The sequence below is a fragment of the Candidatus Seongchinamella marina genome, from assembly GCF_026262685.1.
Classification (GTDB): domain Bacteria; phylum Pseudomonadota; class Gammaproteobacteria; order Pseudomonadales; family Halieaceae; genus Halioglobus; species Halioglobus marinus.
In genome coordinates this window covers 60,244-84,463 of record NZ_SHNP01000001.1, presented here as the reverse complement: position 1 = coordinate 84,463, position 24,220 = coordinate 60,244, and the positions used below count along the sequence as shown (strand labels likewise).

General features: G+C 52.0%; 18 protein-coding genes. 12 read left to right on the top strand and 6 right to left on the bottom strand.

Features of this window, described 5'->3' with window-relative positions; all coding sequences use genetic code 11:
- Positions 1–140: 140 nt before the first annotated feature.
- Positions 141–1,820 (bottom strand): PAS domain-containing sensor histidine kinase, encoded by a 1,680-nt coding sequence (locus EYC87_RS00295; RefSeq protein WP_279251089.1) that lies wholly within the window; start codon positions 1,818–1,820, stop codon positions 141–143.
- A 364-nt stretch (positions 1,821–2,184) separates the two neighbouring features.
- On the opposite strand from EYC87_RS00295, the gene EYC87_RS00290 reads away from it, so the two are divergent.
- The gene (locus EYC87_RS00290; RefSeq protein ID WP_279251088.1) at positions 2,185–2,577 is read left to right on the top strand and encodes a RidA family protein; all 393 of its coding nucleotides are present in this window, start codon (positions 2,185–2,187) and stop codon (positions 2,575–2,577) included.
- Positions 2,578–2,590: 13 nt separating this feature from the next.
- Here the strand turns inward: EYC87_RS00290 and EYC87_RS00285 are convergent, their stop codons facing one another.
- Positions 2,591–4,363: an amidohydrolase gene (locus EYC87_RS00285; RefSeq protein WP_279251087.1), complete on the bottom strand. Its 1,773-nt coding sequence runs from the start codon at positions 4,361–4,363 to the stop codon at positions 2,591–2,593.
- Between the two features lie 223 nt (positions 4,364–4,586).
- On the opposite strand from EYC87_RS00285, the gene EYC87_RS00280 reads away from it, so the two are divergent.
- From EYC87_RS00280 to EYC87_RS00260, 5 genes are all read left to right on the top strand, one after another.
- On the top strand, positions 4,587–5,813 hold the full coding sequence (locus EYC87_RS00280) for an MFS transporter (protein ID WP_279251086.1): 1,227 nt from the start codon (positions 4,587–4,589) through the stop codon (positions 5,811–5,813).
- A 168-nt stretch (positions 5,814–5,981) separates the two neighbouring features.
- Complete coding sequence (locus tag EYC87_RS00275; protein WP_279251085.1) at positions 5,982–6,419, top strand: CoA-binding protein; 438 nt, start codon at positions 5,982–5,984, stop codon at positions 6,417–6,419.
- 52 nt (positions 6,420–6,471) lie between these two features.
- Complete coding sequence (locus EYC87_RS00270; protein ID WP_279251084.1) at positions 6,472–7,266, top strand: enoyl-CoA hydratase; 795 nt, start codon at positions 6,472–6,474, stop codon at positions 7,264–7,266.
- Positions 7,263–8,885 carry an acyl-CoA synthetase gene (locus tag EYC87_RS00265; RefSeq protein ID WP_279251083.1) on the top strand — a complete coding sequence of 541 codons (1,623 nt, stop codon included), beginning with the start codon at positions 7,263–7,265 and terminating at the stop codon, positions 8,883–8,885. Before EYC87_RS00270 ends, EYC87_RS00265 begins: the two co-directional genes overlap by 4 nt.
- Positions 8,886–8,922: 37 nt before the next feature.
- Positions 8,923–10,077 (top strand): glycine cleavage T C-terminal barrel domain-containing protein, encoded by a 1,155-nt coding sequence (locus EYC87_RS00260; RefSeq protein WP_279251082.1) that lies wholly within the window; start codon positions 8,923–8,925, stop codon positions 10,075–10,077.
- 158 nt (positions 10,078–10,235) lie between these two features.
- On the opposite strand, the gene EYC87_RS00255 is transcribed toward EYC87_RS00260, so the two are convergent.
- Positions 10,236–12,101 carry a Na+/H+ antiporter NhaC family protein gene (locus tag EYC87_RS00255; protein ID WP_279251081.1) on the bottom strand — a complete coding sequence of 622 codons (1,866 nt, stop codon included), beginning with the start codon at positions 12,099–12,101 and terminating at the stop codon, positions 10,236–10,238.
- Positions 12,102–12,308: 207 nt separating this feature from the next.
- Between EYC87_RS00255 and EYC87_RS00250 the strand changes: the two genes are divergently transcribed.
- Complete coding sequence (locus EYC87_RS00250) at positions 12,309–13,166, top strand: glycoside hydrolase family 16 protein (protein ID WP_279251080.1); 858 nt, start codon at positions 12,309–12,311, stop codon at positions 13,164–13,166.
- Between the two features lie 42 nt (positions 13,167–13,208).
- Here EYC87_RS00250 and EYC87_RS00245 read toward each other — a convergent pair whose 3' ends face one another.
- The 3 genes from EYC87_RS00245 to EYC87_RS00235 form a co-directional block, all read right to left on the bottom strand.
- Positions 13,209–14,465 (bottom strand): family 16 glycosylhydrolase, encoded by a 1,257-nt coding sequence (locus tag EYC87_RS00245; RefSeq protein ID WP_279251079.1) that lies wholly within the window; start codon positions 14,463–14,465, stop codon positions 13,209–13,211.
- A 106-nt stretch (positions 14,466–14,571) separates the two neighbouring features.
- Positions 14,572–15,390, bottom strand: a complete 819-nt coding sequence (locus tag EYC87_RS00240) for a LytR/AlgR family response regulator transcription factor (RefSeq protein ID WP_279251078.1) — start codon at positions 15,388–15,390, stop codon at positions 14,572–14,574.
- Positions 15,377–16,534, bottom strand: coding sequence for a sensor histidine kinase (locus EYC87_RS00235; protein WP_279251077.1), 1,158 nt, complete (start codon positions 16,532–16,534; stop codon positions 15,377–15,379). The genes EYC87_RS00240 and EYC87_RS00235 overlap by 14 nt, the downstream gene beginning before the upstream one ends.
- Positions 16,535–16,785: 251 nt before the next feature.
- Between EYC87_RS00235 and EYC87_RS00230 the strand changes: the two genes are divergently transcribed.
- From EYC87_RS00230 to EYC87_RS00210, 5 genes are all read left to right on the top strand, one after another.
- Positions 16,786–17,541 (top strand): sugar-binding protein, encoded by a 756-nt coding sequence (locus EYC87_RS00230; protein WP_279251076.1) that lies wholly within the window; start codon positions 16,786–16,788, stop codon positions 17,539–17,541.
- A gap of 190 nt (positions 17,542–17,731) precedes the next feature.
- Positions 17,732–20,686 (top strand): TonB-dependent receptor, encoded by a 2,955-nt coding sequence (locus EYC87_RS00225; RefSeq protein ID WP_040541744.1) that lies wholly within the window; start codon positions 17,732–17,734, stop codon positions 20,684–20,686.
- Between the two features lie 157 nt (positions 20,687–20,843).
- Complete coding sequence (locus tag EYC87_RS00220; protein WP_279251075.1) at positions 20,844–22,400, top strand: tryptophan halogenase family protein; 1,557 nt, start codon at positions 20,844–20,846, stop codon at positions 22,398–22,400.
- 26 nt (positions 22,401–22,426) lie between these two features.
- Entirely contained in the window at positions 22,427–23,149 is a 723-nt protein-coding gene (locus tag EYC87_RS00215) for a SapC family protein (protein WP_279251074.1), read from the top strand.
- Positions 23,150–23,177: 28 nt separating this feature from the next.
- On the top strand, positions 23,178–24,194 hold the full coding sequence (locus EYC87_RS00210) for a cupin-like domain-containing protein (protein ID WP_279251073.1): 1,017 nt from the start codon (positions 23,178–23,180) through the stop codon (positions 24,192–24,194).
- The last annotated feature ends 26 nt before the right edge of the window (positions 24,195–24,220 follow it).

Below are 24,220 nucleotides of genomic sequence, written 5' to 3'. Positions count from 1 at the left end.
CCATGAACTTCAGGCATGGTTCAACTCAGTCCGCTCCCGCCGCAATAAAAAAACGCCTTAACAACGAGCCTGCTGGAACGCTGATAGAAGCGCCTTGTGCCACCACAGTGTAAGAAGCCCAATTTCTCAGGGTATTTGCCTTAGTTACTGGTTCCATCTTCAATAGCGGATGGTATCTTGATCTCGAAGCAAACCCCCAATTCCGTATTGGAGGCCGCAATCGTTCCACCCATGGCAAGAACAAAGCCATAGCTGACTGACAAGCCAAGGCCTGTGCCTTCTTCGATACTCTTCGTTGTATAAAACGGATCGAAAATATTAGGAAGCACCGAGTCGGGAATACCGCCGCCGGTGTCCGAAACCCTGATCGTTGCTTCACCCCCTCTAGACTTGAATGCCTCTATGAGAATAGTCCTTTCTTCGGGGTCATTTTTTTTAATCGCATGAAATGCGTTGGAGTACAGATTAATAAACATTTGCTCAAGCTGAATTTGATGTCCCATCACCAGTGGAAAATCGTCATCAAAATTTGTTTCAACCTCAACCTGCGCCAGCCTGAGTTGCTCACCCATGAGTTCTAGTGCGCCAACTGCAGCCTTTCGTAAATCAACCTCATAAAACTCTTCTTTGGCTTCCCTACCAAAGGTGCGAAGGTGATTGATAATAGTCGAGGCCCGTTTAGCCTGCGCCACAATCCGCTCAAGCCTCTCTATAAGGTATGACTGCTCTGCCGTGCCCTGTGAAATTTTGCGAGCGGCATTTTCAGCTGCTAGTACAATGACGTTGAGAGGTTGATTCAGTTCATGCGCCATAGCAGCCGACATTTCACCAAGGGTGATGAGTTTGGAGGACTGAATAAGCTGGGCTTCTGTCTTCTTGTTCTCAGTAATATCCTGAATTGTAACAACCGCTGTATCGAGTCCCGACTGTTCACGCAACATGTAGTGCTGCTCTACATGACGGGTTTCGCCATTGCTATCAATGATTCTGTAATCAATTTGGGGGAAATCGCTTTCGTCGTAATAGTAAGCCTTATAGCGCTCACGATCACCGGGATGAACTAGCAGAAGATAGTGATCAAGATCAGGGGCAATTTCCAAAAAATCGTCTTGTGTAAGACCAAAGCAAGAGGCCCAACCGTCAGACACCAACAAGAACTTGTCGTCGTCGTAGTCCCAGACCGCATGCCCGAGATTTGCGATACTTGCACTCAAAGCGAGTATCTCCGTCGATTCCTCAAGGGCACCTCGGCTTCGCTGCAACTCCGCTTCTACTTGCTTAAATCTGGTGATGTCTTGAATCACGTTGAGAGATTGGGTAGGTGGACCAACTTCAGCTGGGATGAGTTTACTGCTTTGACGAAGGTGTCGAATTTTTCCGTCGGTTCGTGTTATGCGGTATTCAATCGACAAGGGATTGAAGCTTTCCTCTTTTTGGAATCGATTTTCGAACTCTTTATAGGCCTCGCGATCCTCAGGGACAACAAATTTGAAATAGTCCTCCATCTTCTGCACCGCTAGCATGTATTCATCAACGCTAAGGCCATAAATTCTCGCTAACTCCTCTGAAACAAACAGGGTTTTTTCTTGAACATGGTCCCAAATTTCATGCCCCAATTTAGCGATTTCTTCTGTTTGATGAAGGGCCACTTCTCGTGCCCTGGCGCTCTTATCGGTTTGGTTTGATGCAGACGCGGAAGCGCCAACTTGCTTTGGAGGTGTTGAGGGCCCCTCAAGTGCACGAATGCGAGCATGAGCTACAGCCAGTTCGTTCTGCAGTTTATCGACTAATGCTTGCAGGCTCTTAGAATTATTTTTCATTATAGTGGCCAAGTTTTGCCGCTCAGAATACAGACCGAAGTCAGTACCCTACACCTACGCCAAGCTTCGACTATAGAATAATTTTCACCAAGACGCCAGACGAGCCATTGCCACCTCTCATCTGGGAATACCATTAAATGTCGGGCCGTTTACCTTTTTCCAAATGGCTGGTTGATGAAAGCGCGTGCTTAGTTTTCGTGACCCTGAACTCGCTGCCTCGTGTAACCGAGTGCAGACTCGAGTAAAAGTGTCTAACGTCATCTTTAAATATTGCAGATTTTGTTGGTATTTCCAAAGAAACATGCAAATAATTCGTGGGTAAGCTCAATACCGTACTCGAAGATTACAGCAACCAAGGCTCTATATGACTATTTCTAAAAAGCTTCTTCGCACCGGACCTTATGCAGACTTTTATAGCCAAGCAGTGCAGGTGGGTGACTCCATCTTTTTATCGGGTCAGGTTGGGATCGATGATGCCGGCATTGTTCCGTCTGACTTACTGTCACAAATGAGCCTTGCCTATAAAAACATCGAAACAATACTGATGGAATACGGTGCTTCACTGGATAACATTGTTGACGAGACATGGTTCGTCACCGACATTAATGACTGCATGGCACAAGTGTCCGCATTGTTTAGCGCCCGCGAAGGGTTCTACGGTAAGAAACCCGAAGTCTGTCAGACGCTGGTTCAAGTAACAGGGCTTGTCGACCCATCACTGAAAATTGAAATCAAGTGCATTGCGATATCAGGTTAATACGGACCCACTATCACCATTGGCCCTGCACTCGCTTGCCATTGAGGACGACGACTTCAGGTATGATTTCGCTGATGCCCGCAGGATCCATAGCAAACAGGTCGTCGCCTAAAACAATGAAATCTGCTTTTTTTCCCGCTTCGAGCGAGCCCAACGCGCCTTCAGTGCCAAGCTGGATCGCACCACCCATCGTATAACCCGTGACCATAGCCTCACGGCTCAATTGCTCGGACTTGGGGCCGCTTGCCGGATCGTCAGGCCCTGACTCCCTGCCCCGTCTGGTGTGTCCGACCTGAATGCCAGTAAATGGACTGGCCGAGTCGTCGGCCCACTCGCTGGGAAAATACACATCGCTGGAGAAGTTGACGGTAGCACCCTCCTTCATCAGCTCAGCAACCGGGTAAGGATGTTTGGCTCGCTCCCCGAGTGCCTCTGCATAGAACGATTGATCATAGTAATGCCATGCGGGGGTAAACTGGCCAATGACATCCAGCTCGGCGTAGCGGGAAAAATCCGCGGGATCGATAACCTGTAAGTGAGTGATGGCAACCCTGATACCCAGGGGTCTTCCCAGTTGTTGACGAGCGGCTTCGACCGCATCCAGCACGGTTCTGGACGATTGATCACCGAGAGCGTGTACGTGCAGGTTAAACCCGGCTTGATCCAAATCCACCACAAGCTTTGTCAGAGTGCCCACGCCGAACAGGCTGCCCCCCCTGTTGCCCGGTGTGTCGTCATAGTTCTGCAACATATGCGCTGTCCGCGTTTCTACTACACCATCAAAAAAGACCTTCAATGTATCTATTTTTAGATTCTCTGAATTATAGGCAGCGGCCAATCGTTGCAGCTCGTCCAGCGCTGTCTCGGCCTGATTCGGCAAAAACAAGGTATAGGCACCGTGATAGCGCATGGGCAGAGCGCCCCTCTCATCCAATTTTTTTACGGAGCTATAAACTTCTTCGTCGAACCCGAAATTGCCCGCGTCCAACAAACTGGTAACGCCCCGACTACTCAGGTAATTAATGTAACCGAGTAAGGTAGCTTCCTCTGACTCCCCCATTTCGAAAAAGAGGCTGGCGAATAAGGTGGCTGCCATTTCCGTAATGTAGCCGGTAAGCTCGCCGTTTTCATCACGCTTGTAGTAAGCCACACCGGGCAGTGGGTCGACCGGATCATCGCCCAATCCAGAAACCTCCAGCGCCCTGGAATTGACCCACAGGCTATGCATGGTGATATCAAAAATAAGCACTGGGCGCTCTGACTCCAACTCATCCAGCTCAGCTGCGCTTGGACCCTCGGTTCCAAAAAATCGATTATCCCAGCCAATGGCATAAATGACTTCCGCATCAGCATTCTCAGCTAACAAGATTTTTATGTCCTCAATCTGATCCTCCCGATTTTTGGCCTCTGGCAGGTCTATCATCCGGTCGTATACAGCGAGATAGCCCGGGTGGGTGTGAGCATCGATCAATCCTGGCAGAATCAACTTTCCTTGCAGATCCACCGTTATTGTTGAATCTGAAACAAACGGTTCCAGACCTTCGGGGTCGCCAATATAGACGATGCGATCGTCACTAATGGCCATTACAGAGGCGAGCGGTGTTTTTTCGCTGGAGGTAAATATTTCTGCACCAACAAAAACATGAGAAGCCAGATTCTCGGCCGCTGGGCGATCCACAGCCTCGACTGCTTGCGAGTTGAACAACGGCTCAGCCTGGCAGGCGCACAGCAACAGCGCTACGCTGACTACCACGGATTTCAAATAGATGGAGTTAACAGTGAACATAGCCGGAGCCTCAAAATACCCGTACCTTTGAAGTCTACGATTTAATCGCTTTGTTTAGAAGCTATTGGCGAGACACTAAAGGCTACTTTTTCTTTCGCAGATGGACCCGTATCAAGGGGGCAGCAGGGAGCCCAGATGTGCAGTAATACCTTTTTTAGGAGTCTTTTTTTTTCTTTTTCTCAGGTGTAAAGTAGCGCGCCTTTTCTCTCGCGGGTAACCCATCATGCCTGTAAGAACAGCTTTATCCGTTTGGCCCCTTTTTCTGGGGTTATCGCTCATTGGCCTCGCCGTGGGTGTGCAAGGCAGCCTGCTGGGTGTGAGAGCTGAGTTAGAGGGCTTTGAAGACTCTCTGATCGGCCTCCTAATGTCCTGCTACTTCGCCGGTTTCCTGGGTGGGTCCATGCTGGCACCCAGAATTATAGAGCGAGTAGGACATATCCGGATCTTTGCGGCGGTCTCGGCGGTCGCGTCCGTGACCATTCTGGTTCACGCACTCTATGTGGACCCCTGGGCCTGGGCGGCCATGCGCCTGCTAACCGGTTTCGCCTTTTCCTGTATTTACGTCGCCTCGGAAAGCTGGCTGAACCAGGCGTCCAGTAATGAAACCCGAGGCCAGATTCTGGCAATTTATATGACAATATTGCTCGCGGGAGTCTGTGCCGGGCAATTTTTGCTGAACGTGGCGGACCCTCAGGATTTCACTCTGTTTATCCTGATCTCGGTGATGGTTAGCGTTGCCGCAGTGCCGATTTTATTGACGGTGATAGCCACGCCTCACATTGAAGAAACCGAGCGGGTCAGCATTGCTCATTTATGGCGGCGAGCACCCATGGGTGTCATCGGCATTATCCTGTCACAGTGGATGGCCAGTGTGGTCTTTGGCATGGGCGCCGTTTATGCCACGAAAATGGGCATGAGTGTGTCTGAGGTCGCTTTCTTCATGGGGTCGATGATGGCAGGCGGCATGATTCTACAGTGGCCGCTGGGGAAGTTGTCTGACCATATGGATCGCCGTTGGGTGCTAGGCGGGGCCAGCATTGTGGCCTTGATCGCCGCGCTGGCGGCAAGCGGAGAGACAGTAGCTTCAGATAAGCTGTATATACTGGCTTTTGTCTTTGGTGGTTTTTGCCTGTCCCTGTATTCAATCGTGGCGGCGCTCACCAACGATCACCTCCGGCCCAGCGAAATTGTCCCCGCCAGTGGCACCATGGTACTGCTAGCCGGGCTTACCTCGATCACGGGCCCCATCACGGTAGCCTTCTGGATGGATGTGTTTGGCCTGGACAGCTTTTTTCTTGTTCTGGCGGTTGCACTGTTTCTCATGGCGGTCATCAGCATCTGGCGTGTGTTAACGATTCCCGCCTTGCCGGAAGAATACAAAACCCTGTCGTCCATTCAGGTGACTACCAACCCGGTGGGTACGGTGTTACATGCCGAAGAAGAGCACTAGTATTGCCCTAGTTTTCGCCTTTGAACCCATGGGCCACTGATTACCCAACCTGCGATTAGCGCGCTACACTGCTCGGAGGTGCGACAAAAGCCTTGCCGCCTGCCTTGAGGTGCGCCACAGGAACGTCGTGATTTGCAGAAAGACATCGCTGCACCGAAGGAGTTTTCAATGCCTAAAGCCGACGCTGATCAACGCTATGATTATGACCCAGCGTATCCGGTCAACATCCTCAAATCAGTGAACACGATTGCCCTGGTCGGGGCCAGTGCGGACGAAACCAAGTTTAGCAATGATGTTATGCGAGTTTTGCAGGAAGCAGGCTACGACATCATCCCGGTTAATCCAAATCCGAGCCTGACTGAAATACGCGGCCTCAAGGTCTATCATTCATTGGAAGCGATCGACCGCCCTGTTGATATGGTAGAAGTATTTCGCCCCAAGGAAGAATTTTACAGTTTCGCAGAAAAGGCCATTGCCATCGGTGCGAAAGTACTTTGGGGCCAACTCGATATTTATGATGATAGCGCCGCTGCCCTTGCCGAGAAGGCCGGGTTAAAGGTAGTAATGGACAGATGTCCAAAGATCGAGCTGTCGCGGCCAAACTAGAAAGTTTGCCATAATCTGCAAATAATAAGACAAGTGCTACAGGAAACATTTAATGGATAAATTAATTTTACGCTCGGACGATAACGGCGTTTGCATCTTAACGTTGAATTCACCTGGCACGATCAACGCGCTATCTGAAGGTATGCTAACGACGCTATCAAAAGTGCTTGATGACATCGCTGTAGACCGTTCGGTCAAGGCGGTCATTCTTCGCAGCGCGGGCAATCACTTTTGCGCCGGCCATAACCTGAAAGAAATGACCGAGCGACGCCAGGATGCCGATGGCGGTTTCCAGTACTTCCAGGACCTGTTTGCGACCTGCTCGGCCATGATGTTGCGGGTAGTGCGCTTGCCCCAACCGGTGATTGCAGAGGTTAAGGGCATTGCCACCGCTGCCGGGTGCCAACTGGTCGCCTCTTGTGATCTGGCGATAGCATCCAACGAGGCAAAGTTTGCCACCTCCGGCGTCAATATAGGGTTGTTTTGCTCTACCCCGATGGTCGCACTCAGCCGCAACATCAGCCGAAAGCTCGCGATGGAGATGTTGTTACTGGGTGAGTTTCTGCCCGCTGCGCGAGTGGCTGAAATGGGGCTAATCAATCGCACCGTAGCACAAGAGGGCCTGGAAGATGCTTCCATGGAAATGGCGCGTATTATCGCCGACAAGTCCTCTGCGGCCATCAAGGTGGGCAAGCGTGCTTTCTATGAACAGCTTCAAATGCCCCTAGAAGATGCCTACACCTTTGCCGGTCGGGTCATGGCACAGAACATGATGGCGCGAGATGCAGCAGCTGGCATTGGTGCATTTACCCGCAAGGAATCGATGCCGGAGTGGACGGGAGAATGATTTACGCAGGCACAGAGTTGGAGAAATGCGCGGCCAATCACACCGCATTGTCCCCGGTTTCAATTCTCAAGCGAGTAGAGCGGGTACACCCGGAATTGCCCGCCCAGGTGCATGGCTCAATAAGGCGCAACTGGGGAGAAGTCGCCCAACGATGCAAACGCCTGGCGTCAGCCCTTGCCAGCCACGGCGTGAGCAGCGGTGACACTGTCGCACTGATCGCGCCCAACATCCCCGAGGCACTGGAATGCGCTCTGGCGATTCCTATGCTGGGCGCCGTACTCAACGCAAACAATGTGCGCCTGGATGCCGCCACTATTGCCTACATTCTGGAACACGGAGAAGCGAAGGCGCTGTTGGTAGACACCGAGTTTTCGGGTATGGCGAAAGAGGCCTTAAAACAATCTGGCCGGGACATCCTGGTGATCGATATACAAGACACCCAAGGCCCGGGTGGTGAACGAATTGGCGCACTGACTTACGATGAACTGCTGGCTCAGGGAGATCCTGAATTTGCCTATACCCTGCCAAACGATGAGTGGGATGCTCTGGCGCTCAACTACACGTCTGGCACGACCGGGCGACCCAAAGGCGTGGTATATTCCCATCGCGGTGCATGGACTAATACGGTCAACAACGTCATCACCTGGGAGATGCCGCATCACCCGGTTTACCTGTGGACCTTGCCACTGTTCCATTGCAACGGCTGGTGCTTTCCCTGGACGATCACACTATTGGCCGGCACTCACGTGTTTCTCCGATCACCCAAGGCAGATGCTATATACAATGCGTTTGCAGAAGAGGGCGTCACCCATCTCTGTGGTGCTCCTATTATCATGTCGATGATTTCCGGGGCAGCTCCGCAGGACCAACGCGAGTTTACCCAGCACGTCAAAATGATGACCGCTGCTGCCCCGCCGCCTGCTTCCGTCATCGCCAGTATAGAGGCGATGGGAATTTCCATCACTCACGTTTACGGACTAACAGAAGTTTATGGCCCCGCTGTGGTCTGCGCAGAAAAACCGAGCTGGCGTGAGCTCTCAGTTGATGATCGAGCAAACCTGAAGGCCCGGCAAGGCGTGGCCTATGAACTGGAAGAAGACGTACGGGTATTGGATCCTGAGACAGGCCAACCGGTGCCCTGGGATGGGCAGACACTGGGAGAGATCGTATTTCGTGGCAACATCGTGATGAAGGGTTATCTCAAAGAACCGGAAGAGACTGCCAAGGCATTCAAAGACGGTTGGTTCTGGTCAGGCGACATCGCCGTACATCACAGCGACGGCTATATTGAAATCCGTGATAGAAGCAAGGATATTATCATTTCCGGCGGCGAGAACATTTCGTCCATCGAAGTAGAGAAGGCGCTTTACTCGCACTCGGCAGTGAGCCTTGCTGCTGTCGTTGCTATGCCGAACGAAAAATGGGGCGAAGTTCCCTGCGCCTTTGTTGAGTTGGCTGAGGGCACCGAGGTCACAGAGCAAGCACTGCTGGATCATGCAAAGTCGAAGTTGGCGAGCTTCCAGCGCCCCAAAAAGGTGATCTTCGGTGAGTTGCCAAAAACAACCACTGGCAAAATACGCAAGAACGAATTGCGGGATCGGGTTAGAGATAGGTCTTAATACGATCGATGTTTAGCCGACAACGAGAGTAGAAAGAATGAAGAACCAAACCAATTTTACCCAGTTCAGCTTTGGCACCCAGGTGCGCAAGTCCCCATATTCTGATGCGGCTTTACGCTGGGGCGCTCAAGGATTTTCGGTCTACAACCACATGTACATTCCTCGCGATTTTGGCGACCCGGTGCAAAACTTCTGGAATCTGGTTAACGAAGCAATACTGTGTGATGTCTCCGTTGAACGGCAGGTTGAAATCACCGGCCCCGATGCCGCTAAGTTTACCCAGTTCCTGAGTTGCCGCGACCTTTCGAAAATGCAGGTAGGGCAGTGTAAGTACGTGCTGATCACCGATCAGGACGGCGGAATTATTAACGATCCTATTATGCTCAAACTCGGCGAAAACCACTTTTGGCTGTCTATCGCTGACAGTGATGTTCTGCTGTGGGCAAAAGGTGTTGCAGTCAGTTCCGGCATGGATATACGAATCACTGAGCCCGATGTCTCTCCTCTGCAATTGCAGGGACCGAAATCCCGCGACGTGCTGCGCGCCGCTTTCGGTGACGCGCCAACAGACCTCAAGTACTACTGGTTCATGGAATATGACTGGGAAGGCGTGCCTCTGATCATTTCTCGAACTGGATGGTCTAGTGAACTTGGCTATGAAATATTTTTGCGGGACGGATCTGCAGGCGACAAATTGTGGGAACACTTGATGGCTGTAGGCACCCCCCTGGGTTTGAAGCCGGGGCACACCTCAAGCATTCGCCGCATCGAAGCGGGTATGCTGTCCTACCATGCGGACATGACACTCGCGAACAACCCCTACGAAATGGGTATGGACCGCCTGGTCGACCTTGAGATGGACGCAGATTTTGTGAGCAAAGCGGCGCTGACCAGCATCCACGAGCGGGGTGTCGATCAGTACTTTATAGGACTGGAAATTGAAGGTGCACCGTTGATTGGATCAAACGACGCACACCACCCTATTTTCAGCGCTGGCGCAAAAGTCGGGCAGCTAAACTCTTCAATTTATTCACCACGCCTGAAGAAAAACATCGCCCTGGCTATGGTGGCAACTGATGTTTCAAGCGAAGGCACCGGTCTTCAGATTGATATTCACGGAGATCGGCGTAATTGCACCGTCGTTGCCATTCCATTTCACGATCCAAAGAAGGCATTAGCAGCCAGAAGCTGAGTGATCTGCGGCCCTCCAACCCCTTTTTTAAAGTATATTGTTTAAATCCGGATCATCCATCGAGGCGCCGAAACACTCTCGCGCAAAGCTCCCGCAGCATTTTGGTAACAGCCAGCCACAACATAGGCCGCCGCAACCTTGGACACGTGCCGCGTCGTTCACACCACCTCTACAGGCTTACTCACAAACCAATAGGTCACGCCCAGTAATGCACCCCCTGCTCCCAGCATCAGCCACCAGGGCATACCGTAGCCCACCGGAAGAGTGCACACTACCAGCGCGATGACACCAGACAGTGAAGCATAAGGAAGCTGGGTGGTAACGTGATCCATATGGTTGCAACCGGTTGCCAATGACGACAAGACGGTGGTGTCGGAAATGGGTGAGCAATGGTCAGACCAAACCGCACCGGTAAGCACGCAAGCCAGGCAGGAATAGAGAATGTGCATGTGATCTGCATCGGCAATCCCATTGGCCTGCATCACGGCCCAGCACAGAGGGATAACCAAAGGCATCAGAATTCCCATGACGGCCCAGCTGGAGCCAGTGGCAAAGCCAGTGACCGCGGCGAGCAAAAATACGGCTGTGGGCAGGAAGTATGGCGACAGACCATCACCCAGTATGGAGATCAAGAAATTCGCGGTTTGCAGGTTATTGCTCACATCGGCAATCGCCCAGGCCATTAACAAAACGATGAGGCCGGTGATCATAAACTTGGCTCCCACCACCCACGCGTCGACGGTTTCCTCCAGACTGAGTAAACCCTGAGATAAGGTAAGAATCACAGCCACCAGCGACGATAGGAATGAAGCCCAGATCAACACCCGATAGGAATCGGCGCTACCGACAATGTCCTGCAAGGAGTCGCCTTCGCCATCAATGTAAAGACCGACAATCACCGTAACAACCAGGGTGACAATGGGCACAACACCATTGATTGCTCGGCAGGTAACGCCTTCCTTCTCGCTCATCTCATCAATTTCGCGACTGGCTGTACTTTTACCGTGGGGACGAGATACCTGGCCTGTTTCGCGAGCACGGCGCTCAGCTTTGAGCATGGCCCCAAAGTCACGCTTACTCGCTACCACAGTGAACACCAGCAGCAAGGCGAGGAACGGATAGAAGCTGTAGGGAATAGAATGCAGAAATAAGGTGTAAGCCGGCTGGGTAATGCCCTCAATACCAGCGATGGATTCGTTAATTAGACCTACCTGAAAGCCTACCCAGGTAGTGATGATGGCAATAGACGCCACCGGCGCTGCGGTGGAGTCCACCAGATAGGCGAGTTTTTCACGAGATATTTTCAGATGATCACTCATGGGGCGAGTGGCATTACCAACAATGAGGGTGTTGGAATAGTCGTCAAAGAATATAGTCAGTCCGAGAAAAGCGATGACTGCCTGACCTTTACGCGGCGTCTTGGCGATGGTCAGTGCACGGTTAACAATACCCAGCATGCCGCCATTGCGCGACACCACCCCCACCATACCGCCAATCGTCATGGTGAAAATAATAATGGCCGCATGACCCGGATCTGACAGCGCATCCAGCATGTATACCGCCATGGAGTCGAACAGTGCTTTGACTCCCCCTTGCAGGGTCAAGCCGTTTACCGCCCAGGCACCGGCGATAATGCCTGCAAACAATGCCGGAATAACCGCACGCAGCAAAAAAGCGAGCGTAATGGCAATGACAGGCGGCAACAGGGAAGCCCAGGCGGGTATCACGGGAACTTCAACCTGTTGCAGCACGGCTGTGCTATCGCGCAGTTCAATGGTCGAACTACCGTATTTTTGTTGCTCTATCTCAACCAATGTCTGCCCGTCATTGGGAAAACCTTCAAACACCAGCTCTCCATCAATAAACAGACTCAGCTGCTGTGAGCCAGGCTCGCTGATGGTGATCGGCACTGCGAGGTCAGTGAGTAATACCGGGGGAACCTCCAGTTGAGGAGTATTTGCCTGCACAGCGTTGGTAGCAATACAGGCGAAAGTAAGAAAAACGCCTAGCAACATCTTTTTCATGGAGGAATCATTCCAATCTTTTTTATTATCTTTATCTTACTCCACGGCCTCCTTCGCGGGTATGGGCAATTGACAGATTCTATGCCTGTTGAGTGAGAAGCCTGCGATTCCAAATCCACACTGACTTCAAACCAGTCCGGTTTATCGATTGCATCTTGTCTTTAAGTCGGCAAAGGCTAAGCTTGCAGAAACACCGATGGTGGCTGAATGATCGCAAAAGCTTACATACTTCTCGCGGCAGCACTGCTCTATTGCCCAGCACAGGCCGATTCCAACCCTGACCTTGTCGCAAGCACCTCGGTAGCACCGCAGTGGAAAGTCGACTTTTTCGATGACTTCGATGACTTCAATCCGCAGCACTGGCAGGACCAGCTTCTATGGGTAAATGGAGAAGACCAGTGCTACCTGCCTGAGGGCTTGCACAATACCCGTGAGGTCAGCGACGGCAGTTTGAAGTTGCGCGTTGTTGACCTTGGCTCACTACAAGCCTGCGACAACTTGTCCAAAACGGGGGAGCAACACCCCGACACTCGGTACGTTGCCGGGCGCATTACCTCCAAAAATCGCCAGGAATTCAGCAAAGGCAAATGGACAGCAAGGCTCAAGGTGGAAAACAGTGGCCAGCCTGGCATGTTCCCCGCCTGGTGGTTACTAGGTGCTCGAAATAACGAACCCCCGGTGCAGGAGCAAGACGAAAATGTCTGCTGGCCCATGGCCGGTTCTGGCGAGATTGATATTTTTGAGCACCACAGCGATGGCGGACCCGACCACTATGCCGCGAGAGTAATCAAGAGCCTTGGCCACTGCGGAGGCGGTGACTGGCAAGGGCATATGCTGGTTCAGCAGGCCACGTTGGCAGAGTTTCACGAATATTCCGTGGAATGGGTAGGCCAAGATATTGTATTTCGCCTCGATGGCACCGAGGTTTATCGACTGCTTGAGTGGGGGGATAAAATCGCCGAGCCCATGTTCGCTGTTCTCAATTTCGCCAAAATCAACAACTCTCCAATGCGCGAAAGCTGGACCATGGAGGTCGATTGGGTCAGGCATGAGTCTCTTGATTGACCCTGGATTATCTCCATCGCACGCTTACAACCTGACGTTCAATTAATTGCTCGAGACCGGCTCAAATACCCTAACGTAGTCAATTTCCATGGTTGCAGGGAAGACCGTCTCATCGATCTCTCCGCCTGCTCGACCCCAATGGCCGCCCACCGCCAGGTTCATAATCAGATGGAAGGGCTGGTCAAACGGCCAGTCTCGCCAGTCATCTCCTTGTCTGGAATAGCGATAGAACTCTACACCGTCAACAAACACCCGAATATGGTTCGGTGCCCATTCCAGTGAATAAAGATGAAAACGACCGGCAACATCGTCAACTTCAATACTGGCATTGCGCAGTTCAGGACCACTGCTGAAAAAACGCCTGTTATGCACGGTGCTGTGCACTCGCTTCATGTCGTAGCCCACATGCTCCATGATGTCGATCTCACCGGAATTAGGCCAGGCATCACAATCGGGATTGCCCTGCCATTCAGCGCCGTTATCGCAAGTAGTAGCATAACGGTAGGGGTCGCTGGGTAACATCCAAAGCGCCGACCAGAGCCCCTGTCCGGCAGGTAACTTGGCGTTGACGTCAATACGGCCATACAGAAAGTCACCTCGCCCCATGCTATGCAATCGACCGGAGGTATAAGCCGCGCCCTGGTAATCCTCCCGATGTGCCTCGAGCACCAACTTACCGTCTGCAACGCGGATATTTTTTGACCTGTCCGTGTAGGCCTGATCCTCGTCGTTCACCTTACGCGCTGGCCACTGATCCACACCCCATTTGCGGGCATCAGGTTGGCCCTCATAATCGAATTCATCAGACCAGACCACGCGCCAGCTTCTACCGTCGGGCTTGCGCGCGCGCACAGAAAATGCGCTGAGAAAAGGTTCTGATCGTATCGCGCGAAGTTGCACGCGCAGCTTGCCGTCATCTACCACCACGCCGGTTACCACTCGCTTTAAGGCGGAAGGCGCAGAGCTCGAACGCGACTGACTCACGTCCAGCTGGTTTATCACAGTTCGACCCTGCGCCAGTACATCAAATACACGCTCACTCGGCTCGGCCCCGTGAGGTTCAGCGAAATAGAGAGTGAGGTCATAGGTGCCGTTTGGCAGCGACCTGGACATTGAGATCTCGCCGGCTCGGTAGGTCTGATAGATTGTGCTGTCCTGCGCACCCAGGACCTCAGACAGCTGAGAACCTGTTGCGCTGGCATGGTCGTCGGCCTGAAAAGCAACGCCATCCGCAGACTGATGCGTCGCGCCGCCCAAATTGACGGCCCAAACCACCGCACTGGCATCGTGTAAATTCATAGCCTGCCCAGCCTGTGGATAGTAACCCATACCAAACCCCACCAGTACAAATAGGACGAACCAGCACTCGGAAATTAAAAAAGTCGCATTACGCTGAAACATCTAATCAATTAGCATCCAAAAAAAGTTTAACTTCCTGGCGGTAATTGCGACTGACTTTAAGCTTCTCACCACAGTCCAGATCAAGCATGTACTCGCCCTTTTGTAACGGCGTTGCTTTGACGATCCGGTCCAGATTCACAATAGTGGAACGATGAATACGCTTGAACTTCTCCGGGTCAAATCGCGACATCAGGCTTTTAAGGGTACTGCGCATGATATGAGTTTCACTACCAACATGAATGCACATGTAGTCACCGGCAGCATCGATCCATTCAATATCATCAATACCCACCAGGATGGTGCCGTCGTGATCCTTGATCGCCAATTTACCGCCATCATTAATGCTTTCGTGGGGCACCTGGGGAACACGATGGCTTGCACCACGGCTGGCGACTTTATGCGCTATCTCGTCAATGGCCCCTATCAGCGGTGACTTATTCTGAGTCTCTTCGTCCGGCTCTGCTCGCTGCCAGGCACGAGCCACCGCTCGCTCTAAGCGAACTTCATCAACCGGCTTGAGCAGATAATCCACCGCGTGCAGGTCGAAGGCATCCAGGGCATAGCGCTGGTAGGCTGTACAGAAGATCACCATTGGCATAATGTCTGCCTGCAATTCCCTGACCACATCGAAACCCGTCATTCCGGGCATTTTTATATCAAGCAAGAGCAGATCCGGCGCCAGACCCTGAACGGCGGCAATCGCCTCTCTTCCGTTGCGACATTCCGCCACCAGTTCAACGTTATCAAGCTCGCTCAACATAGAGCGCATCAAGCGCCTCGCTAATGGCTCATCGTCAACCACAACGGTTCTAAGCTTGCGCAAAGACAGCCTCCTCAGCTTGCGCGCCAGCCAGCCCGTCGTCAGCAAAGATGAGGGGAATCAAAATACTGACGGTTAAGCCGGTGGGGTCGTTAGCACCAAGCTTAAATTTTTGGTTTTCTCCATACAGCGCCTCCAGTCGTTCTTTGACATTGCGCAAACCAATGCCTCTGCTGTCCTCTGCTGAATCCATCTCCATACCGGGTCCGGTATCGGTAACCTCGAGATACAACTGCTCTTCCTGTACCCGAGACACTATGGACAGTTCACCACCATCTTCGCACTCGGAAACTGCATACTTCATAGCATTTTCAATAATTGGCTGTAGCAGCAGCGCTGGCACCCTGGCGTTCAACGACGCCGGATCAATATCTAACCGCAGAGATAGCCTGTCCTCAAATCTGGCCTTTTCTATGTTCAGGTAGAGCATCAATGATTCCATTTCATAATCCAGAGTCACGCTCTCTACCGCGTCCTGCTTCAGGGCGTGCCTGAGAAAGTCTCCCAGTAACTGAATCATTTCCTGAGCACGGGCAACCTCACCTAATCTGACCAGTGCGTTTATGGCATTGAGTGTGTTGAACAAAAAATGTGGCGCCAGCTGGTAATGGAGCATGCGCATCTGGGCTTCATGAGCGTCTGCCTCGGCACGAAAACGAAGCATTTGCTCAGCCCGTTTATCCGCCACCTCTTCCACTAATTTCTGGTGCTCGGTTGTCAGCATGTCGTAGTACTTGATGCCGTAATAGAGAACAGTCCAACTGAGGAAAACAAACAGCGATCCAAAATACCAATAGTTAGCTTCTTTCCAGAGTGGCGGCTCACCCATAAACCAGGCAAATACCTGTATACGCAAAACCGTCCAGAGGCCACTAAAAATTATGACCGATATCGCTGCTACCGATAACCGTGTACCCAGACCTGATTCAAAGGTGAATTGATAGATAGGTCGCAACGGCGAAGTAGCCAATACGCCCAGCACGGCCGACATTGCGATATGGCCGACATTAATCCAATCAACATTGCCATCGACAAGGGTAATGGTAAGAAACGTACCGACTGACCAGCCTAGCCAGCCAATCAACTGGCAGAACCAGAAACGTGCTTCGCGATCTGCATGCAGGGCTGCTACCAGCGGCCTAATCACAACAGAAATACCCCGTCATTAGGTGCAATGCGTCTAACATAACAGTGGCCATCAAAGGCTCCGTCAGATACTTTTCATTCGAACCCAATATTTTACAGCCTTTGCGCCTCGATGTTAGTAATAGCATCCGTTTTATCGCACTGAAAGTCCCGCTGGGCGCAATAGCTTGCCTCTGTTATCGGTCAGGAACATACTTTTTACTTTCCGGCGTCTGCAGCGCCAATACCATAACAATGAAGAAATACTTGCCTATGATTCGCGCCCTTCAGTTATTGCTAATGACAACTGTGAGCTTTGCTACAGCTCAGGAGCAACCGCTAGCAGCCAGTCATGACGCGGATCGCAGCCACTACCTCGCACGTTTTGCGAACGTCGCTCCGTCCATCGATGGAAGCAGTAATGATGTCGCATGGGAGAGCGCCCAATGGCGCCCTCTCAACAACATCTGGCTGGGGGGACCGTTAGAGCCAACAGACTTCAACGGGCGCTATAAAGTCACCTGGACCGAGCAGAAACTTTATGTGCTTGTCGAGTTCACCGACGATGTACTGGTCGACTTTCACCGCGACCCTCTGACTCAGTACTGGGATGACGACTGTCTGGAGATCTTTATTGATGAAGATCACTCAGGTGGTGACCACCAGTACAATCACAATGCCTTCGCTTACCACATGTCACTGGACAACCGGGCCATCGATATTGGATCCAACAAGATGGCACAAGAGTACACTCATCACACTCGCAGCCAGTGGCGCCAGCAAGGAGACAAGGTTGTTTGGGAGATCGCCGTCGATATCTACAACGACAAATATCGTGATAACGCTGACGACAACCAGCCGGTCGAACTGAAAGTGGGCAAAGTCATGGGTTTTATGCTTGCCTATTGTGACAACGACCGCAGTGAACTAAGGGAACACTTTATTGGCTCAGAGCACGCTGCCGGCGACCACAAGGACCGCGGATGGATTGATGCTGGCCTATTCGGAACCCTGGAATTGACTGATTAAAGCCAATAAGGACTTACACAACTAGCAACGACTGCAAGATTTGCTCACGGACCACGAGTATTTGCCTTTTACATCCACTTCGCCGCAGGTCAAATCCGCCTTACCGCAATCAAGTTTTGTTCGATTGCCCGGTATGCGATGCTCTGCTCAAAGTAGCCTAATAAAATTCGATCACGAGGAAGCACCTTTCATGCGAGCAAATAGTTTCGTCAAGCAACGGATGGCCTGCGCGGTATCTCTGGCTCTGGGTACAGCGGCATCGTTACCACTGTACGCACAGGAACCGGAACAAGCACAGGCACAGGCTCCGAGTGAGCCACAGCCGGTAATGGAAGAAGTTATTGTCACCGGCATCAGGCAGAGCCTGGCAGCAGCGGTAGACACCAAGCGAGACTCTTTTGGTGTGGTTGATGCTATTACCGCAGAAGACATCGGTAAATTCCCTGACACCAACCTGGCCGAGTCGCTACAGCGCATAACCGGTGTTTCTATTGATCGCCAGCGTGGCGAGGGCTCAAAGGTCACAGTACGGGGCTTTGGTTCGGATTTTAACCTCATAACACTCAACGGACGCCAAATGCCCACCCACGGCGGCACGGGCCGCGGCTTTGACTTCGCTGACATTGCCTCAGAGAGCGTATCCTCGGTTGAAGTATACAAAACAAGCCGGGCCAGCATTGCTACTGGTGGCATTGGCGCAACCATCAACATCAAAACCCCTCGCCCGCTGGAAAGACCCGGGTTAGTCGCAAGCCTTGGGGTAAAAGCAGTTCACGACACTTCGACCGTTGAAGGCGACGACTATACTCCCGAAGTTTCCGGCATATGGAGCCAGACGTTCCTGGACGACACTGTCGGTGTCTCTATCTCCGGCAGCTACCAAGAGCGTCATTCCGGGCAGGCGGGCGGATCTAATACCGCATGGTTTGAGAAGGACGGCTCGGCAATACCCGACAATGGACTGCAGACAAACCGCCCTAATGACACCGACCTTGTGGCACTGCCCCAGCAAATGATTTACCGGGTAGAAGAATGGGAACGAGAGCGTATCAACGGTCAAATAACCCTCCAGTGGAGCCCCGTCGAGGCGGTTACAGCGACGCTGGACTACAACTACGCCGAACTGGAACTTGACCACCGTTTCAACGATATGTCGATTTGGTTCAGCCCTACTGGCCAATCAGGCACCTGGAGTGACGGACCGATAGTATCCCCGCTGGTTTACACCGAATTTGACGATCAGGTTGACCTGCCTATGGGTGGTGGCGTCGACGCGTCAAAGAATGAGCGCGAATCGCTTGGTTTTAACCTGGTTTGGGATGTTACCGATCGTTTGACTCTGGCGCTGGATTATCACGACTCCACGGCAGAGAGATCGCCCAATAGCCGTTTCGGCAGCAACGCGGTGATCACTATCGCCAGCTACGAGCGCCGGGGCGCGTCCACCGATTACAGCACCGAAATTCCTGTGACCACCATTGATGTAAACGACCCTCTAAGCCCCGATGACATGCAGATAACCGGTAGTGTCTTCGGCAACAGCTGGGCTGAAATGGACATTGAACAGACTCAGTTTGGCGGTAATTTCGAATTCACAGAGCGAACCAATATCGACTTTGGAGTTTCTCTGACAGACCTGGACAACTTTGAGGCAGGCAGCAACGTACAGCGCAATAGCTGGGGGCAAAATCAGGCGTCAGCTTACGGTACTGTCGCTGATTTGGTCGTACCGGCCTCGCTCAAAGGTGTTTTTGACGAACTGGGTGGCGGCAGCAGTATTGACAACAATTTTTTCCTATTTGATATGAAAGCTGTCGCGCAGCGAGCCGAGCTTCTGCAGAATCTTCCCGAAAATGATTCATGGCACCTGGCAACCGCTCTCGCGGGCGGCGACTGTGGCACCGGGTTCTGTGCCGATAGCGACGCTGGCTTTGGTAATCGCCTGAACGAGGAGACCATGTCAGCGTTCGTTCAAGTGAATCATATGGGCAACGTATTTGATCGGGCTTTTAACGTTCGATTTGGCCTGCGCTATGAGGAGACCGATGTCACCGCCAGCGCAGAGTCCACCAACTATACGAGGATCGATTGGGCATCTACCAATGAGTTTTCAGCGATACCTTCCACCACGCTAATCCCGTCATCCCTGGAAGACTCCTATGATGTGACGTTGCCAAGTCTCGATTTCGACATCGAGTTGACAGATAACATCAAAGTTCGAGCCTCTTACAGTGAAACCATCGCCAGAGCGGGTTTTGGCGACTTGAAAGGCAACTTGTCGATTGGCGAAGTGCTGCGGGTCGTTGGCGGCGAACACACGGCAGACGGTACCGTGGGCAACCCCGGACTGCAGCCTCATGAAAGCGAGAACTGGGACTTTTCTGCAGAATGGTATTACGGCGACTTGAGCTATGTTTCGATCGGTTACTTTGAAAAATCGGTTAAGAACTTCGTCACCGATGCTGAGCAGTTCGATGTTGTGCTGTTCCCGGAACTGGCGCACCCCGCCCTGGGACCTTTATACGATCAGGCGACTGCAGCGCTGGGGCTCACAGCTTCCAACGCGGACATCCGAGATTATATTTTCACCAATAACTCCGGTGCCGACGGCGTTAACGTGGCAACCCAAACGATTAGTGGCGTGCCTGGCCGCGATGATCCTGCCTATTTTGATGTAGACACCAAGATTAACTCCGAGAGAGAAGCGGATATCGATGGTTGGGAAATAGCCTGGCAGCAGGACTTTGCAGAGACAGGGTTTGGCTTCATCGCCAACGCAACCTTCGTTGATGGTAATGCGACTTTTGATAATTCATCAAACGATCCTCAGTTTGCCCTGCCAGGCTTGAGTGATACTCGAAACTTTATCGGCTATTACGACAAGTACGGCATCCAAGTGCGAGTGGCCTACAACTGGCGCGACGACTTCTTCACCGGAGGTGTAAGCCAGCCCAGCTATACTGCAGAATATGAGCAGTGGGATGCCAACGCGAGCTACGCAGTGACCGATGCATTTACTGTTTTTGTCGAAGGCATCAATATCACTGATGAAACCACCCGTGCCTACGCAAGAAGCGAGCGCCAGCTTAACTCAGCAACCCAGTCTGGCCCGCGATATACGGTGGGCTTCAGATACACCTACTAGCTTGATGGTGTAAAATAGCGCACTGATAAGATGACCCTATGAAGCCGCTATATAGCGGCTTCATATACTTAGGGAGATTGGTTAAACTGCTCGGCAGGGCCGCGTCAACTCCAAGAGTCTTGTCGGCCCTGCGCTTTGGAGTGAAATCTTTATCCCCATGGTAAATCGTATTGAGAAGGTCGTCGTGGTCGGTGGCGGCTCGGCTGGGTGGTTAACTGCCGCCACTCTCGCGGCAGAGTTCAAATCTGGGCCCGGTGGTATATCAGTCACCCTGATCGAGTCTGCAGAAACAAAGTCCATCGGAGTTGGCGAAGGCACCTGGCCTTCCATGCGCACCACACTCCAAAAAATAGGTATCTCAGAGACGGAATTTTTCCGCGAATGTGATGCGTCTTTCAAGCAGGGTTCAAAATTTACCAGCTGGCTGGAAGGTGGGAATGAGAGCTACTATCACCCCTTTTCCCTCCCTGAGGGTTACCAGGAAATCAATCTCGCCGATTTCTGGGCCCCACATCGGGATAAGGTGAGCTTTGCCAATGCTGTTTGCCCCCAGTTACGCGTGTGTGAAAGTTACAAAGCCCCCAAGCAGATCAGCGCTCCCGATTACGCCGGTTCCCTCAATTATGGCTATCATCTAGACGCTATAAAGTTTGCGCGCTTGCTCCGCAAACACGCGGTAGAAAAACTAGGGGTTACTCATGTCATTGACCACGTTGAAAAGATCCATAGCGCGCCCAATGGAGATATTGCGTCTTTGCAGGGCAAAGCCCATGGGCAGATTAATGGCGACCTGTTTATAGATTGCACCGGGTTTGCTTCACTGTTAATAGGCCGACACTACTCTATACCACTGATCGGTAAAAAAGATGTTCTGTTCAATGACCGCGCTATCGCCGTTCAGGTGCCCTACGCTGATGAAAGCGCCCCTATTGCGTCAGCTACACTGTCCACCGCGCGCAGCGCAGGCTGGATCTGGGATATAGGACTGCCCTCCAGAAGAGGGACAGGCTACGTTTTCTCCAGCAAATACATCGACGAACAGCAAGCCATGGATGAGCTTAAAGCCTATGTGGGTAATAGCGCTGGGGTTCCATTCGAAGAGCTCGCCCCCAGAACTATTGACATCAACCCAGGATATCGCCAAAAATTCTGGCATAAGAACTGCGTGGCGATAGGCTTGTCTGCCGGCTTTGTAGAACCTTTAGAGGCGTCCGCATTGGTGCTGATAGAATTGAGCGCCCGAATGATTGCTGAGCAGATGCCCGCAGATCGGCAGGTCATGGATATCGTTGCAGAAAAATTTAATGACAAGTTCGCCACCCGGTGGCAACAGATCATTGGATTTTTGAAATTGCACTATGTGCTTTCCCGTCGCAACGACTCGCAATATTGGCTGGACAACCGGTCTGATGAGTCAATTCCAAGCGATCTGGCCGCGCAACTTAAGCTGTGGCGCACCCGCAGCCCATGGTATTGTGATGAAACGCATGTCGATCAAATGTTCCCATCGGCAAGCTATCAATACGTGCTCTACGGTATGGAGTACCCAAGCCAGCCAATGACCGCGCGCAAGCGTAGCGACGAGTCGGATCAACAGCGCGCCAGGCAAATATTCGCATCCAATGACAGTATGGCCGGGAAGTTACTGACTAACCTGCCCACCAACCGCGACTTGACAGACCAAGTTAAACACCAGGGATTTGGCCATATCTGACGCCACCCTCTCAATCGGAACTCCGTATGCCCAACTACCAACTCGTTAATAATATCGATCATCAGGCAACCCGGGTCATTACTGCCCGCGGCGCCCAATATGGGGATGACGTGATGTTTACGATGACATTCCCCTCAGAGATGAGAAGCGTTCAGGCCTGCTACCCCATACTGATCTACAAAGATCCTGATAATGGTGAGTTCTACCCCGTCGCCGTTTTTGGTTTTGCACAAGGGGAAAACCTGTTCCTGGAAGGCGACTGCTGGAATAACTCCTACATTCCAATTATGATCAGGCGCCCGCCGTTTCTCATTGGCTTCCAAAAGCCAAATCCTGCCACCGAAGCTCAGCGAGTGTTGACCATTGACATGAATCATCCGCGGGTCAGCGAGTCAGAGGGAGAGGCTTTATTTCTGCCACAGGGCGGCAAAAGCCCTTTCCTTGAAACCATGGCTGACATGCTTGAGGCCATTCACTCGGGGAATGAAGATAATAAAGCCTTTATGGCTCTGTTAGTGAAGCTGGACCTGGTGGAGTCAATTACCTTGGACATCACGTTAAATGATCAATCTAAAAACCAGCTGCAAGGATTCTATACCCTGGATGATGAAAAGCTCCAAACGCTCAGTAGTGACGCCCTGGAGGAGCTAAAAAACAGCGGCTTCCTGCTGCCCGCCTTCATGATGGCGGCGTCGCAATCACAGTTGGGTAAGCTTATAAGACTGCGTAACGATAAGGCCAGCGTGTAGTACACGCCTACATCAAACTGAAGAAATCATGGTGCCAGAAACAATCAACGCTATCGAAGAAATCTACGGCTGCAATCCAACGGATCTGCCCGAGGAAGTGCTGACCGCTGCAAAGCCGCTAATCTTGCGCGGACTTGTATCTGATTGGCCTATCGTGCGAACAGCAGCACAAGGGCCCGGTGCAGTGCTGGACCGCCTGCGAGAATACTATCGGGGCAAGCCCGTCTCACTGTTTCTGGGCACCGCAGAAATTGAAGGCCGATTTTTTTACAATGACGACATGACCGGCTTTAATTTCGTGCAGATGGAAGCGAGTCTGGGCGATGTCTTTAACAAGCTAATCGAATTTGAACATCAGGAAAAATCGCCGGCATTCTATGTTGGCTCTACTGCGATAGATACCTGGCTCAGCGGTTTCAGGCAAGACAACGACCTGAATCTTGACACCCACAAACCCCTCACCAGTATTTGGATAGGCAATAAAAGCCGGGTGGCAGCGCATTTCGATTCGCCCAATAATATTGCTTGCTGTGTTCTGGGAAGAAGACGCTTCACTGTATTTCCACCTGAACAAGTAGCCAATCTTTATACCGGGCCGCATGATCTGACACCGGCAGGCCAGCAGATCAGCATGGTCGATTTTTCAGCACCTGATTTGCAAAAGTATCCAAAATTCAGTGAGGCGCTGGCTGCATCACAGGTCGCCGAGCTCGAGCCGGGTGACGCTATCTTCCTGCCCAGCATGTGGTGGCATCACGTGGAGGCCCTTGATGCCATCAACGTTCTGGTTAATTACTGGTGGAGTAGAGAACCCGCATATCTCGGTTCCCCGGCGGACGCCCTTAACCACGCCATGTTGGCAATTAAGGAACTTCCTCTAGCCCAACGACAAGCCTGGCAATCAATGTTCAACCAGCATGTGTTCGAGCCACCTGAAGGTGGGACAGACCACATCGCTGAGCATGCAAAGGGAAGGCTGGGAAACATTGATGAAGTTATGGCGCGCAGATTACGAGCAGAGCTGCTCAATCACTTAAAACAGTAAATGACTCAATAAGGTAGAGGTCGCTG